14 protein-coding genes are annotated in these 13,626 nt (G+C 68.8%); 4 read left to right on the top strand and 10 right to left on the bottom strand.

Going from position 1 to position 13,626, the window contains the following annotated elements:
• Positions 1–20: 20 nt before the first annotated feature.
• A complete protein-coding gene (locus tag ABZS64_RS08030; protein WP_355824761.1) occupies positions 21–1,589 on the bottom strand; it encodes an FAD-binding oxidoreductase in 1,569 nt (522 codons plus the stop codon).
• A gap of 76 nt (positions 1,590–1,665) precedes the next feature.
• The gene (locus ABZS64_RS08035; RefSeq protein ID WP_355824764.1) at positions 1,666–1,857 is read right to left on the bottom strand and encodes a hypothetical protein; all 192 of its coding nucleotides are present in this window, start codon (positions 1,855–1,857) and stop codon (positions 1,666–1,668) included.
• A 125-nt stretch (positions 1,858–1,982) separates the two neighbouring features.
• On the opposite strand from ABZS64_RS08035, the gene ABZS64_RS08040 reads away from it, so the two are divergent.
• Positions 1,983–2,813: a hypothetical protein gene (locus ABZS64_RS08040; protein ID WP_355824767.1), complete on the top strand. Its 831-nt coding sequence runs from the start codon at positions 1,983–1,985 to the stop codon at positions 2,811–2,813.
• Positions 2,814–2,888: 75 nt separating this feature from the next.
• Entirely contained in the window at positions 2,889–3,071 is a 183-nt protein-coding gene (locus tag ABZS64_RS08045; protein ID WP_355824770.1) for a hypothetical protein, read from the top strand.
• Positions 3,072–3,126: 55 nt separating this feature from the next.
• Here ABZS64_RS08045 and ABZS64_RS08050 read toward each other — a convergent pair whose 3' ends face one another.
• Entirely contained in the window at positions 3,127–3,459 is a 333-nt protein-coding gene (locus tag ABZS64_RS08050) for a metal-sensitive transcriptional regulator (RefSeq protein ID WP_251017580.1), read from the bottom strand.
• 209 nt (positions 3,460–3,668) lie between these two features.
• Here ABZS64_RS08050 and ABZS64_RS08055 point away from each other — a divergent pair, with 209 nt between their 5' ends.
• Both ABZS64_RS08055 and ABZS64_RS08060 read left to right on the top strand, forming a co-directional pair.
• Positions 3,669–4,289, top strand: a complete 621-nt coding sequence (locus tag ABZS64_RS08055) for a DUF47 family protein (RefSeq protein WP_355824773.1) — start codon at positions 3,669–3,671, stop codon at positions 4,287–4,289.
• A gap of 5 nt (positions 4,290–4,294) precedes the next feature.
• Entirely contained in the window at positions 4,295–5,293 is a 999-nt protein-coding gene (locus ABZS64_RS08060; protein WP_355824775.1) for an inorganic phosphate transporter, read from the top strand.
• 123 nt (positions 5,294–5,416) lie between these two features.
• On the opposite strand, the gene pstB is transcribed toward ABZS64_RS08060, so the two are convergent.
• From pstB to ABZS64_RS08095, 7 genes are all read right to left on the bottom strand, one after another.
• Complete coding sequence (gene pstB / locus ABZS64_RS08065; protein WP_355824778.1) at positions 5,417–6,193, bottom strand: phosphate ABC transporter ATP-binding protein PstB; 777 nt, start codon at positions 6,191–6,193, stop codon at positions 5,417–5,419.
• A 29-nt stretch (positions 6,194–6,222) separates the two neighbouring features.
• Positions 6,223–7,299: a phosphate ABC transporter permease PstA gene (pstA, locus tag ABZS64_RS08070; RefSeq protein ID WP_355824780.1), complete on the bottom strand. Its 1,077-nt coding sequence runs from the start codon at positions 7,297–7,299 to the stop codon at positions 6,223–6,225.
• A complete protein-coding gene (pstC, locus tag ABZS64_RS08075) occupies positions 7,296–8,288 on the bottom strand; it encodes a phosphate ABC transporter permease subunit PstC (RefSeq protein ID WP_355824782.1) in 993 nt (330 codons plus the stop codon). Before pstC ends, pstA begins: the two co-directional genes overlap by 4 nt.
• A gap of 103 nt (positions 8,289–8,391) precedes the next feature.
• Positions 8,392–9,525 carry a phosphate ABC transporter substrate-binding protein PstS gene (gene pstS, locus ABZS64_RS08080; protein WP_355824784.1) on the bottom strand — a complete coding sequence of 378 codons (1,134 nt, stop codon included), beginning with the start codon at positions 9,523–9,525 and terminating at the stop codon, positions 8,392–8,394.
• Between the two features lie 187 nt (positions 9,526–9,712).
• Positions 9,713–10,129, bottom strand: coding sequence for an NUDIX hydrolase (locus tag ABZS64_RS08085; RefSeq protein ID WP_355824787.1), 417 nt, complete (start codon positions 10,127–10,129; stop codon positions 9,713–9,715).
• A 13-nt stretch (positions 10,130–10,142) separates the two neighbouring features.
• Complete coding sequence (locus tag ABZS64_RS08090) at positions 10,143–11,159, bottom strand: CHAD domain-containing protein (RefSeq protein WP_355825408.1); 1,017 nt, start codon at positions 11,157–11,159, stop codon at positions 10,143–10,145.
• Positions 11,160–11,211: 52 nt separating this feature from the next.
• Positions 11,212–13,440, bottom strand: coding sequence for an RNA degradosome polyphosphate kinase (locus ABZS64_RS08095; RefSeq protein ID WP_355824790.1), 2,229 nt, complete (start codon positions 13,438–13,440; stop codon positions 11,212–11,214).
• Between the last annotated feature and the right edge of the window lie 186 nt (positions 13,441–13,626).

Below are 13,626 nucleotides of genomic sequence, written 5' to 3' on the forward strand. Positions count from 1 at the left end.
AACTCTCGCCCGGACCCGGCCTACAGGGCTTGTGGGAAGTTGAAGACCCGGTCCGGGTCGTACTGCTTCTTCAGCCGCGTGAGCCGGTCCGCGGCAGGGCCGTAGTAGGCCTGGCGCCAGTTCGACAGCGTCGGATCGATGTAGTTCTGGTAGGCCGCCCCCGACGCGTAGCGGCGCATCGACGCGTGAGCATTTTTGAGCCAGGCCTGCTGGGCGGAGCCCGCCGTGCCGGGACGCCAGGCGCCGATGTACTGGGCCAGCACCCTGGAGCGCCGGTGGACGAACGACGTCGCCAGCGGGTCCACACGGTTGATCGCGCCGCCGAGCGCGGTCAGCGCGATGGAGCCGCCGCCACCGCCCTGGGACGGCGAGATCCGGGTGAACGCCTCGGCCGCCGATATCAGCGCGCGCAGCCCTGCCGGGGAGAGCTCGCGGTCGAAGAAGTCGGAGGCCGCGGCATACGTCTCGCGCTGCAGCGCGCCCTGCTTGCTACGGCCCGGGGTGGTGCCTGGCAGATGGCACTGGTCCCGGCTGAGCGTGGAGCAGTTGGCATAGCCGAGCATCGCGTCGAGGTAGCCGCGGCGGCGCACCGAGACCGAACGCGCCGGCGATCCCACCCGGTCGGCGAGGCGGTCGAGCGCGTTGCGCAGATCGCTCTCGCTGCCGAGTGAGAACGCGGCGACGGAGAGCGTGGGCGTGCCGCCCGGACCGGCGGCGAGATGCGCCGACGACCAGATCTCGTCGGGCTGCTCGGGACCCCACTTCTGCCAGGCGGCCAGCACGGCCGCTGCCTTCGACCACGGCCAGGTGAGATAGGCGGTGACGGCCGGTGGTGTGGGATGCGTACGGAAACGGAGCCGGGTCACGACACCGAAGTTGCCGTTGCCCGCGCCCCGCAGCGCCCAGAAGAGGTCCTTGTTCTGGGTGGCGCTCGCGGTCAGCACCTTGCCGTCCGCCGTGACGAGGGTGGCGGAGGTGAGACTGTCGCAGGTCAGACCGTACGCACGCGAGCTCACGCCATGCCCGCCGCCGAGGGTGAGACCGGACACGCCGACAGAGGGGCAGGAGCCCGCGGGGATGGTGCGGCCGCTCGCGCCGAGAGCGCTGTACACATCGATCAGCTTGGCGCCGGCGCCTATGGTGCCGTCCGCTCCGACCCGGTTCAGCGAGGACACATCGATGACGAGACGGCCGTTGCCCGAGGACCAACCGGCATAGGAATGGCCGCCGTTGCGGATGGAGACGGGGGTGCGGTGCGCCTTGGCGTACGCGAGGCACTCCTTGACGTCGTCCTCGCCGGCGACATACGCCACGGCCGCGGGCTTCAGCGAGTCGAACCGGGTGTTGTAGAGCTGGCGCGCGCTCGGGTACGCGGCGTCCCCGGGGCGTACGAGCTTCCCGTCGAGCCCGCGCGCGAGCGCGTTCCAGTCGGGTGCCGCGGCAGCCGATGTGGTCACCGGCCCGCTCCGCGAGGGGCTTCGGTTGGTTGTCGTGGTGGTTGCCGCGGTCGCTCCGGTGCCGTCCTTCTTGCCTGTGCAGGCGGCAGCGGTGAGAACTACAGCGGTGGTGAGCAGCGCGCGCCGGTCCATGGGGCCTCCTGGAGAACGAGACGGCTGTGAGGAGTGAGGGGTTCCGGGGCGGGTGATTTTCCTGCCCCGGGACGCGTCACCGCTCGGGCCCGGCGGCCGATGTCTGGAACTCGAAATGCAACGCGGCGTCCGTACGCGCCCGTTCTCTGGAACGACGGGCGGGGCCCATCCAGCCGCAGGTACAGCGCGCGAGGGCGAAGGAGCCGCGTTCGCTGGTGCTCGTGTGGTGGGGGGCGGAGGCGTCTTCGATGGCGTCCTGCTGATGCACCTCTCCACGGTACTTGGGCGGCGCCGGGCGCGGGGGCCCGCGTGACGACGGGCCCAGGCCGTCGTTATTCGGGGCGGGTGGGGCTCTCGTAGAAGCAGCGCTCCGGTGTTGGGGGTTGGCAGGCGATGGTGGTGCAGAAGCACAGGCGCAGGGGCGGGACTTTCGCCGTCGCAGCCGCCGTACTGGGGGCCGTGACGGCCAGCGGCTGCTCCGGCGGCGGTGGCGCCGTCGCCGACGACCGGCATGGCGGCGGGCATCCCGGCGACGTGCTCAAGGCCGCGGATGTGCTCGCCGGTGCCGGGAGCTCCAAGGCCCGTACGTCCATGGAGATGGCCACCGGCGGGACCCGGGTGACCATCCGCGGCGAAGGGGGCTACGACTTCGAGCGGCGGATGGGGCAGCTCACGGTCGTTCTGCCCAAGGACCCCACGGGCGCGGAAGAGCACCGTCCGGTGACCGAGCTGCTGACGCCCGGCGCGCTGTACATGAAGAACCGGGGCGCCGGCGTGCCCGCCGACAAGTGGGTACGGGTGGACACGACCACCCTGGAGGACGGGAACCTGGTCACGGGCGGCGCCACCGATCCGCTCGCCGCCGCCGAACTGCTGCGCAGCGCGCGGGGCGTGACGTACATCGGCGAGGAGAAGCTCGCCGGCCAGAAGGTCCGCCACTACCGCGGCACCACCGACATCGCCAGGGCCGCCCAGGTCGCCGAACCGCATGCCCGTGCCTCGCTGGCCGCCGCGGCGAAAGGGTTCGCCAAGGACACGGTGCCCTTCGACGCGTATCTCGACGACGAGGGCAGGCTGCGCAAGGTGCGCCACCGCTTCAGCTTCACCAATGCAGGCGGCACGGTCGCCGTCACCTCGACCACGCTGCTGTACGACTTCGGGACGCCGGTGTCCGTGCGTCTGCCCGACCAACGGGACATTTACGCCGGGAGGATCAGGGTCTAAATGGTCCGGACGTGCCATGCGCGGTGCGTGCATCACTCCCTACGCTAGGAAGTCGACACCGGCAGGAAGAGGTGAATGCGCGTGGCTCCGCCCAGTACTGCGACCGTCCAGGACCACGTGGCCCTCGCCGAGATCGAGCTGTGTGGCGAGTTGATCATCGCAGCGTCCGCCGCGGACGAGGAGAGGCTCAGCCCGGACCGTATCGACGAGGTGCTGAAAGTGGCGGCCGAGCGATCTGCCCCGACCCTGCAGCAGTGACCGGGGGCGCGGCCGGGACGCCGTCGCCGCGCCCCATCCCCTGAGCGGATCAGGATCAGGTACGGAGCAGCCGGGCGATCGCCTTCGTCGCTTCCTCGACCTTCGCGTCGATCTCCTCGCCGCCCTTCACCGCCGCGTCCGCGACGCAGTGCCGCAGATGCTCCTCGAGCAGCTGGAGTGCGAAGGACTGCAGGGCCTTGGTGGACGCCGAGACCTGGGTGAGTATGTCGATGCAGTAGACGTCCTCGTCGACCATCCTCTGCAAGCCGCGGATCTGGCCCTCGATACGGCGCAGGCGCTTGAGGTGTTCGTCCTTCTGCTTGTGGTAGCCGTGCACTCCGTGGTCGTGGTCCGTGACCGGGGGGCCGGCCGCCTCAGTGGTCGTCATCGCGTCCTCCCGTTGTCCAGCTGAGCTTGTCTGAAAACCATGGGCTACATACCCCTCGTGGGTATATCGTAACGAATCGTGCCGGATGGGGCGGGGGCCCGTGCTGATCACGCTGGTCCATGGGCGACACTGAGGAACGCCGGTTAGCCGTGGCCGGATGATGCGCCTAGCATCAGCCTGACCGAATCCAGAGCACCCGAGGACCCCACGTGCGATTTCGTCTGACCCCCAGGGAGACGAGCTTCTATGACATGTTTGCCGCATCCGCGGACAACATCGTCACGGGCTCCAAGCTCCTGATGGAACTGCTCGGAGCGGACGCCTCCGCCCGGGCCGAGATCGCGGAGCGGATGCGGGCGGCGGAGCATGCTGGTGACGACGCCACCCACGCCATCTTCCACCAGCTGAACTCCTCCTTCATCACGCCGTTCGACCGCGAGGACATCTACAAACTCGCTTCGTCGCTCGACGACATCATGGACTTCATGGAGGAAGCCGTCGACCTGGTCGTCCTCTACCAGGTCGAGGAGCTGCCCAAGGGTGTCGAGCAGCAGATCGAGGTTCTGGCGCGGGCGGCCGAGCTGACGGCGGAGGCCATGCCGCATCTGCGGACCATGGAGAACCTCACCGAGTACTGGATCGAGGTCAACCGCCTCGAGAACCAGGCCGACCAGATTCACCGCAAGCTCCTTGCGCATCTCTTCAACGGTAAGTACGAGGCCATCGAGGTCCTCAAGCTCAAGCAGATCGTGGACGTGCTGGAAGAGGCCGCCGACGCCTTCGAGCATGTCGCGAACACCGTGGAGACCATCGCGGTCAAGGAGTCCTGAACCACGTGGACACCTTTGCGCTGATCGTGACCATTGGTGTCGCGCTCGGATTCACCTACACCAACGGCTTCCACGACTCGGCGAACGCGATCGCGACGTCGGTCTCCACGCGCGCGCTGACGCCGCGCGCGGCACTGGCGATGGCCGCGGTCATGAACCTCGCCGGAGCCTTCCTCGGTCAGGGCGTCGCCAAGACCGTCAGCGAGGGCATCATCGAGACGCCCACGGGCTCGCAGGGCATGGGCATCCTCTTCGCGGCGCTGGTCGGCGCGATCGTGTGGAACCTGGTCACCTGGTACTTCGGTCTGCCGTCGTCCTCGTCCCATGCGCTCTTCGGCGGCATGGTGGGCGCGGCGCTCGCGGGCGGGACCGGGGTGATCTGGTCCGGCGTGCTCGACAAGATCGTCATCCCGATGTTCCTGTCGCCGGTCATCGGTCTGTTCATCGGCTATCTGGTGATGGTCGCGATCATGTGGATGTTCCGTAAGTCCAACCCGCACAAGGCCAAGCGCGGTTTCCGGATAGCGCAGACGGTCTCGGCGGCGGGCATGGCGCTCGGTCACGGTCTCCAGGACGCGCAGAAGACGATGGGCATCGTGGTGATGGCGCTGGTCATCGCCGGTGTGGAGGACCAGGGCGACGCGATTCCGGTCTGGGTCAAGATCGCCTGCGCGATGATGCTCTCGCTCGGGACGTACGCGGGCGGCTGGCGCATCATGCGGACGCTCGGCCGCAAGATCATCGAGCTGGACCCGCCGCAGGGCTTCGCCGCGGAGACGACGGGGGCGTCGATCATGTTCGGCTCGGCGTTCCTGTTCCACGCGCCGATCTCGACGACGCATGTGATCACCTCGGCGATCATGGGTGTCGGAGCGACGAAGCGGGTGAACGCGGTGCGCTGGGGCGTTGCGAAGAACATCGTGATGGGCTGGTTCATCACGATGCCGGCCGCGGCGTGTGTCGCTGCGCTGAGTTACGGGGTCGTCTACCTGATCTTCGGCTAGACCAGGCCGTCCGTAGGCGGGGCCTGACAAATGGGTGGGCCCGCCCCTCTGGGAGAGAGGGGCGGGCCCTTCGCCTTGCGGTGGCACCGCCATGCAGCACCGCAGGACGGCTATGGGGTCGGCCTAGCCGAAGCGACCGGAGATGTAGTCCTCGGTGGCCTGGACCGACGGGTTGGCGAAGATCCGCTCGGTCTCGTCTATCTCGATGAGCCTGCCGGGCTGCCCGACCGCCGACAGGTTGAAGAACGCCGTACGGTCCGAGACACGCGCCGCCTGCTGCATGTTGTGCGTCACGATGACGATCGTGAAGCGCTCCTTCAGCTCACCGATCAGGTCCTCGATCGCCAGCGTGGAGATCGGGTCCAGCGCCGAGCACGGCTCGTCCATCAGCAGCACATCCGGCTCGACCGCGATCGCGCGGGCGATGCACAGGCGCTGCTGCTGGCCGCCGGAGAGGCCGGAACCGGGCTTGTTCAGCCGGTCCTTGACCTCGTTCCAGAGGTTCGCGCCCTTGAGGGACTTCTCGACGACGTCCGCCAGCGCGTTCTTCTTGTACGAGCCGTTCAGCCGCAGCCCCGCCGCGACATTGTCGAAGATCGACATCGTCGGGAAGGGGTTCGGACGCTGGAAGACCATGCCGACCGTGCGGCGCACGGCGACCGGGTCGACGTTCGAGGCGTAGAGGTTCTCGTCGTCCAGCAGCACCTTGCCCTCGACGCGGCCCCCGGGGGTGACCTCGTGCATCCGGTTCAGGGTGCGCAGGAACGTGGACTTGCCGCAGCCGGACGGGCCGATGAAGGCCGTCACGGAGCGGGGCTCCACGGTCATCGAGATGTCCTCGATCGCCTTGTGGGAGCCGTAGAAGGCGCTGAGGCCGCTGACGTCGATTCGCTTGGCCATCTGAATCACTGCTTCTTTCGTAGCCGCGGTCAGCGGCCGGTCTTCGGGGCCTTCCAGCGGGCGATGCCGCGGGCCACCAGGTTGAGGATCATGACGAAGGCGATCAGGACCAGGGCTGCGGCCCAGGCGCGGTCGTAGGACGCCGCGCTGCCGACCCGGTACTGCTCCCAGATGTAGAAGGGGAGCGAGGACTGGGCGCCTTCGAAGGGGTTGGTGTTGATCAGCTGGCTGCCGAAGACCAGCAGCATGATCGGCGCGGTCTCACCGGCGATACGCGCGATCGCGAGCATCACTCCGGTGGTGATACCGCCGAGGGCGGTCGGAATAACCACCTTCAGGATCGTGCGGTACTTCGGCACACCGAGGGCCAGCGAGGCTTCGCGCAGCTCGTTCGGGACGAGCTTGAGCATCTCCTCGGTGGAGCGGACGACGACCGGGATCATCAGGATCGCCAGCGCCAGCGCGCCCATCAGGCCGGAGGGCTGCAGCTCGAGAATGAGCATGATCGAGAGGATGAACAGGCCCGCGACGATCGACGGGATGCCCGTCATGACGTCGACGAAGAAGGTGACGGCCTTGGCGAGCGCGCCCTTGCCGTACTCCACCAGGTAGACCGCGGTCAGCAGGCCGATCGGTACGGAGACGAGGGTGGCGAGGCCGACCTGCTCCAGGGTGCCGATGATGGCGTGGTAGACGCCGCCGCCCGTCTCGAAGCCGGGGACGCCGGCCATGGAGTGGCTGAGGAAGTAGCCGTTGAGCACCTTCGTACCGCGGCTGATGGTTACCCAGATCAGCGAGAACAGCGGGATCACGGCGAGGATGAAGCACACCCAGACGATGCTGGTGGCGAGGCGGTCCTTGGCCTGGCGCTTGTTCTCGACGATCGAGCTCGCGACGTACGAGATGACCAGGAAGAAGAGTGCCGAGATCAGACCCCACTGAATGCGGCTCTCCCAGCCGGCCGCGATGCCGATGCCGACACCGAGGGCGATGGAGACGATCGCGAATCCGAACGGGGCCCAGCGGGGGAGGGACCGGCCTTGGAGGCCGCCCTTCGGAGGAACGGGGGCCGGGGTCGGCCTGTCCTGTATGGCTGTCTGGCTCATGCGTTGGCCCCCGAGTACTCCTTGCGGCGAGCGATGATCAGCCGGGCCGCGCCGTTGACCAGCAGGGTGAGGACGAAGAGGACCAGGCCGGAGGCGATCAGGGCGTCGCGCCCGAGCTCATTGGCCTCGTCGAACTTCGCGGCGATGTTCTGGGCGAAGGTCCCGCCGCCCGGGTTGAGGAGATGCCCGGAGATCAGGAAGCTCGGGGAGAGGACCGTGGCGACGGCCATCGTCTCGCCGAGCGCGCGGCCGAGGCCCAGCATCGAGGCGGAGATCACGCCGGAGCGGCCGAAGGGCAGCACCGAGAGGCGGATGACCTCCCAGCGGGTGGCGCCCAGGGCGAGTGCGGCTTCTTCGTTCATCCGCGGGACCTGGAGGAAGACTTCGCGGCTGACGCTGGTCACGATCGGCAGGATCATGATCGCCAGCAGCACGCCGACGGTGAACAGCGAGCGGGCGACGCCGACTTCGGTCTTCTCGAAGACGTACGTCCAGCCGAAGAACTCGTCCAGCCAGAGGTTGAGGCCCTCCATGTACGGGACGAGGAAGAGCGCGCCCCAGATGCCGTAGATGATCGACGGCACGGCGGCCAGCAGATCGACTACGTAGGCGATGGGGGCGGCAAGTTTGCGCGGCGCGTAGTGCGAGATGAACAGCGCGATGCCGACGGCGATCGGGACGGCGATCACCATGGCGATGATCGAGCTGACCACGGTGCCGAAGAGGAGGACCGCGATGCCGAAGACCGGCGGGTTGCCCGCCGGGTTCCAGTCGAAGGTGGTGAGGAAGTTGCCCTCGTCCTTCGAGATGGCGATCGCGGCGCGGTAGGTGAGGAACACGGCGATCGACGCCATGATCACCAGGAGCAGAATGCCCGACCCGCGGGACAGGCCGAGAAAGACCTTGTCGCCTGCGCGGCCGGTGGATGTGCTCTTCCTGGCGACCGGCGGAGCCGGGGGAGGGGAAGCTATGGGTGTGGTGGAAGCCATGATCTTTCCGGTCTGTGGTGGGGGAGCGGCAGGACTCCCCTGGCGGCGGTGCACCGGATGGGTTGGCCGACGGGGGCACAGTGGCCCCCGCCGGCCTTGTTCGTTACTTCAGGCCCGTGACGGTCTCGCGGACCTTCGCGTTGATCTCGGCCGGGATCGGGGCGTAACCGGCCGCGGAGAGAACCTTCTGGCCCTCGTCGCCGGCGGTGTAGGTCAGGAAGGACTTGACCGTGCCCAGGGTGTCGGCCTTGTTGCCGTTGTCGCAGACGATCTCGTAGGTCACCAGGACGATCGGGTAGGCGCCGTCGGCCTTGGTGGTGTAGTCGAGACCGAGAGCCAGGTCCTTGCCGGTGCCCTTGATCTTGGCGGCGGCGATGGCCTTGGAGGCGTTCTCGGGAGTGGCCTCGACCGGGGCGGCAGCACCGGTGGCGATGTTCACCGTCGGGATCTGCTGCGAGGCCGCGTAGGAGAGCTCGAAGTAACCGATCGCGCCCTCGGCCTGCTTGACCTGCGCGGCGACACCGGCCGAGCCGGACGCGGCCTGGCCACCCGGGGCCGGCCACTTCTTCTCGGGCTCGTAGGGCCAGTCGGCCTTGGCCGTGGCGGCCAGGTACTTGCCGAGGTTCTGCGTGGTGCCGGAGTCCTCGGAGCGGTGGAAGGCCTGGATGGCCTTGTCCGGGAGCTTGGCGCCGGCGTTCAGCTTGGCGATCGCCGGGTCGTTCCAGTTCTTGATCTTGCCGTTGAAGATCTTGGCGATCGTGGAGGCGTCCAGGTTCAGCTTCTCCACGCCCGGCACGTTGTAGCCGATGGCGATCGGGCCGCCGACCATGGGCAGGTTGATGCCCTGGCCGCCCTTGCAGACCTTCTTCGATTCGGCGACCTCTTCGGGCTTGAGCGCCGAGTCGGAACCGGCGAAGCCGACGGTGCCCTGGTTGAAGGCGATGATGCCCTCACCGGACGAGGAGGCCTTGTAGTTGATCTCCACGCCGTTGCAGGCGGCCATGTAGTTCTTGACCCACACGTCCATGGCGTTCTTCTGCGCGCTGGAGCCGGAGGCAAGGAGCTTGCCCTTCGCACCGTCGCACTTGATGTTCGACGCGGCGTTGGTCTTCTCGCCGGTGCCGCCGGTGCCGCCGGCGTTGTCGTCCGAACCACACGCCGTGAGGACCAGGGCGCCGGTCACGGCGAGGGCACCGAGCGCGGTGGCGCGAAGCCCGTTCTTGCGCTGAAGCTTCACTTCGGGTGTTCCTTCCAGGAGCCGCCGGGGCGCGGCACGTTTCGGGGGTGGGGGCACCGGCACTGTGCCGGTCACCGTCTACGGCCGAAATTAGGCAGATCAGATGAAGCCACCAACGGGAGAGGGTGAACGGCAGGTGAACCGTGTCGGGCAGCTGAGTGCCCGACGTGACCTGGTCCACTGCCCCTCACGCCGAGTGCAGGGCCTCTAGCAGGGCGTCGACCAGAATGCGGTCGCGCGGCTGGGTCAGGCGGTTGCGGGCCGCCGCGGGCGGCAGCCAGAGGATGCGGTCCACCTCCTCGCTCGGGGCGAAGGACCCCGTTGTCGCCTCGGCCGCCCAGTAGCTGACCTGCTTGGGCCGTCCGTTGGCAACGTAACGCGCGGTGGGGAGCCGGGCACCTGGTACACAGTGGTGGCCGGTCTCTTCGAGCACCTCGCGCATCGCTCCGGCAAGCGGGTCCTCAGCGCGCTTCAGCTTGCCTTTGGGGTGCGACCAGTCGTCGTACTTGGGCCGGTGTACGAGGCAGATCTCGATGCCCTCGTCCCCGTACGGGGAACGCCGCCAGAGCACACAGCCCGCGGCCAGCACGGTGTCGTCCCTCATCGGGGCGCCCCCCTCATGGGGCCGTCACCGCCGTCGCCCGCTGCCACACCTGCTGGAAGGCGAACCGGGCGGCCTCCACCTCGTGGCGCTGGTCGGCGTGCAGCACTCCCAGGGCGTATGCGGTGGCCGGGGCGATACGAGGCGTACGGGCCGCGGTCGCGGCGGCAGCGGCGGCCTCGGCGGCGTCGCGGTGCCGGTCGAGGACCAGGCCCGCGTGGCCGAGCACCGGGTCTCCGTCGGGGTGCAGCACCTCCTGGGCGTACCGGTGCAGTCGCAGCAGCAGCCGCACCTGGTGCCAGGGGGAGTCCTGGGCCTCTTCGGCCGGTGCGGTGGCCAGGCCGTGGACGAGGGCCTCCGCGTTGTACGGGTGCGCGGCCCGGCCCAGCGGCAGGGCGGCCACGGCGTCGAGCAGTCGCCGCTCGGCGAGCTCGGCGGGCCGTGCCAGGGCCTCGGCGGCCGGGACGGTGGCCATCGGGCCGAGCGGCAGTTCGGAGGCGAGTACGGCGACGGAGTCGGCGACCGCGTGGAAGCGGGAGGAGCCGAGCGCCTGGAGCGCGGCGGAGTGGGCGCGGGTCCTGGCCAGCGTCAACTGCCGCTCCAGCAGGGCCCCGGCCCGCGCGGCGCCCACGGTCAGGCCTGCGGCGCGCGGGGTCTGTGCGGTCTGTGGGGCACCCGGGGCATCGTTGTCGAGTACGCGAAGCTCCCCCCTCGCCGGCGGCAGCGGACTCGAACCCGACAGCCGTGACAGGGCCTCCAGCAGCCGCGCGAGCCGCGAGGTGCAGGCGTGCTCCTGGGCCAGCGTCGCCGACAGCCACGACAGTTCGGTGCGCAGGTCGTCCGCCCAGGCGGCGTCGAGCAGTGACCGGAAGGTGTGCAGCGTCCCGCTGATGCGGCGGGCCGCCAGGCGCAGCGCGGCCGCGGCCTCGGCCACGCCCGCGGTGTCCGCGCCGCTCTCGCTGTGCATCCGCAGACTGCGCAGGAAGTCGCCCGCCTGCGCATGGAGGTACCCGGCCAGGGCGTCGCCCGCCATGACGGGGGCGGATACAGCGGCCGGGACGACGTCCGCGTCGTGCCGGGAAATATCAGGGCTGTGCACGCCGGCGCCTCCGGGCGTCTATGAGCATCTCCTGTACGTTCCGCAGCGGCTGGCCTTCCGCGTCCGTCGCATGCCGGGTCCAGGCGCCGTCCGGGCCGAGGTGCCAGGAGGACGTGGTGTCGGACATACCGGTCTCGAGAAGACGGGTGAGGGCCGCGCGGTGGGCCGGGTCGGTGACCCGTACCAGTGCCTCGATACGTCGGTCGAGGTTGCGGTGCATCATGTCGGCGCTGCCGAACCACACTTCGGGCTCGCCGCCGTTGCCGAAGGCGAAGATCCGGGAGTGCTCCAGGAAGCGGCCGAGGATCGAGCGCACCCGGATGTTCTCCGAGAGGCCGGCGACTCCGGGGCGTATCGCACAGATGCCGCGGACCCAGATGTCGACCGGCACGCCGGCCATCGCCGCCCGGTAGCAGGCGTCGATGATCGCCTCGTCCACCATCGAGTTGACCTTGAAGCGTACGTAGGCGGGGCGGCCGGCGCGGTGGTGCGTGACTTCCTTGTTTATGCGGGCGATGAGGCCGTCGCGCAGGGACTTGGGGGCGACGAGCAGCCGGCGGTAGGTCTCGCGGCGGGAGTAACCGGACAGCCGGTTGAAGAGGTCCGAGAGGTCGGCGCCGACCTGCGGGTCCGCGGTGAGCAGCCCCAGGTCCTCGTAGAGCCTTGCGGTCTTGGGGTGGTAGTTGCCGGTGCCGACGTGGGAGTAGCGGCGCAGCGTGTCGCCCTCCTGGCGGACCACGAGCGACAGCTTGCAGTGGGTCTTCAGTCCGACGAGTCCGTAGACGACATGGCAGCCGGCTTCTTCCAGTTTGCGTGCCCACTTGATGTTGGCCTGCTCGTCGAAGCGGGCCTTGATCTCGACCAGTACGAGGACCTGCTTGCCGGACTCGGCGGCGTCGATCAGGGCGTCGACTATCGGGGATTCGCCGCTGGTGCGGTACAGCGTCTGCTTGATGGTCAGCACGTCCGAGTCGGCCGCGGCCTGCTCCAGGAAGGCCTGGACGGACGTCGAGAACGAGTCGTACGGGTGGTGCAGCAGTACGTCGCGCTCACGCAGCGCTATGAAGATGTCGGGCGCGGACGCGGACTCGACCTCGGCGAGGTCCCGGTGGGTGCCCGCGATGAACTTCGGGAACTTCAGCTCGGGCCGGTCGAGGGCCGCGATACCGAAGAGGCTCGTCAGATCGAGCGGTCCGGGCAGTGGATAGACCTCGGCGTCGGAGATCTTCAGCTCACGGACCAGCAGGTCCAGGACGTACGGGTCGATGGACTCCTCGACCTCGAGGCGCACAGGCGGGCCGAAGCGGCGCCGCATGAGCTCCTTCTCCAGAGCCTGGAGCAGATTCTCGGCGTCGTCCTCCTCGACCTCCAGGTCCTCGTTCCTGGTCACCCGGAACATGTGGTGGGCGAGCACCTCCATGCCGGGGAACAGCTCTTCCAGATGCGCGGCGATGACGTCCTCCAGAGGGACGTACCGCTGCGGGGAGGCCTCCAGGAAGCGCGACAGCAGGGGCGGCACCTTGACCCGGGCGAAGTGCCGGTGGCCGCTGACGGGGTTGCGCACGATGACCGCGAGGTTCAGCGAGAGCCCCGAGATGTAGGGGAAGGGGTGCGCGGGGTCGACGGCCAGGGGGGTGAGGACCGGGAAGATCTGCTGCCTGAAGAGCGTGAAGAGGCGCGCCTGCTCCTTCTCGGTGAGATCCGGCCAGCGGATGAGGTGGATCGACTCCTCGGCGAGCGCCGGGGCGACGTCCTGCTGGTAGCAGGCGGCGTGGCGGGCCATGAGCTCGCGGGAGCGGGTCCAGATCAGGTCGAGGACCTCGCGGGGCTGCAGGCCGGACGCGGAGCGGGTGGCGACACCCGTCGCGATGCGGCGCTTCAGGCCTGCCACCCGGACCATGAAGAACTCGTCCAGGTTGGAGGCGAAGATCGCGAGGAAGTTGGCCCGCTCCAGCAGGGGCGTCGCCGGGTCCTCGGCGAGTTCGAGTACACGCTCGTTGAAGGCGAGCCAGCTGCGCTCACGATCCAGGAACCGCCCCTGGGGCAGTTCGGCGCCTTCGCCGTCGTGATCTTCCTCGTACGCGTCGAGGTCGGCGTCGATGTCGGGTTCCAGCTCGGACACCGTGGCCGCGACGGTGTGCGGGCGGTGCGCGGCTATGGAACCGACGGACGGCTGGGGGTGCTGGACCGGTACCTCGGCGGGCTGCTGACTCATGAACCCATTCTTCCGCGTGGAAGGCAGGATGGGCGCGTCGGAGAGGGCCGAGGTGGGGGGAATATTCCCGTTTGGGAAGTCGGGCACAGCGGGCTGCATTGAGTGAGGGTCGCAAGGTCTTCTGAATGCCCGGTAACGACGACATGACGTGCGGGATAGCGGGGCAGGGCTCCCGAGGGGGTCGGC

The organism is Streptomyces sp. NPDC005408, from assembly GCF_040606445.1.
GTDB lineage: Bacteria > Actinomycetota > Actinomycetes > Streptomycetales > Streptomycetaceae > Streptomyces.

What these genes read in the sequence shown, in the direction of transcription:
- ABZS64_RS08030 (WP_355824761.1), bottom strand. Translation starts at nt 1,589, where the DNA reads ATGGACCGGCGCGCGCTGCTCACCACCGCTGTAGTTCTCACCGCTGCC.
- ABZS64_RS08040 (WP_355824767.1), top strand. Translation starts at nt 1,983, where the DNA reads ATGGTGGTGCAGAAGCACAGGCGCAGGGGCGGGACTTTCGCCGTCGCA.
- ABZS64_RS08045 (WP_355824770.1), top strand. Translation starts at nt 2,889, where the DNA reads ATGCGCGTGGCTCCGCCCAGTACTGCGACCGTCCAGGACCACGTGGCC.
- ABZS64_RS08050 (WP_251017580.1), bottom strand. Translation starts at nt 3,459, where the DNA reads ATGACGACCACTGAGGCGGCCGGCCCCCCGGTCACGGACCACGACCAC.
- pstB (WP_355824778.1), bottom strand. Translation starts at nt 6,193, where the DNA reads ATGGCCAAGCGAATCGACGTCAGCGGCCTCAGCGCCTTCTACGGCTCC.
- pstA (WP_355824780.1), bottom strand. Translation starts at nt 7,299, where the DNA reads ATGAGCCAGACAGCCATACAGGACAGGCCGACCCCGGCCCCCGTTCCT.
- pstC (WP_355824782.1), bottom strand. Translation starts at nt 8,288, where the DNA reads ATGGCTTCCACCACACCCATAGCTTCCCCTCCCCCGGCTCCGCCGGTC.
- ABZS64_RS08085 (WP_355824787.1), bottom strand. Translation starts at nt 10,129, where the DNA reads ATGAGGGACGACACCGTGCTGGCCGCGGGCTGTGTGCTCTGGCGGCGT.
- ABZS64_RS08090 (WP_355825408.1), bottom strand. Translation starts at nt 11,159, where the DNA reads ATGGCGGGCGACGCCCTGGCCGGGTACCTCCATGCGCAGGCGGGCGAC.
- ABZS64_RS08095 (WP_355824790.1), bottom strand. Translation starts at nt 13,440, where the DNA reads ATGAGTCAGCAGCCCGCCGAGGTACCGGTCCAGCACCCCCAGCCGTCC.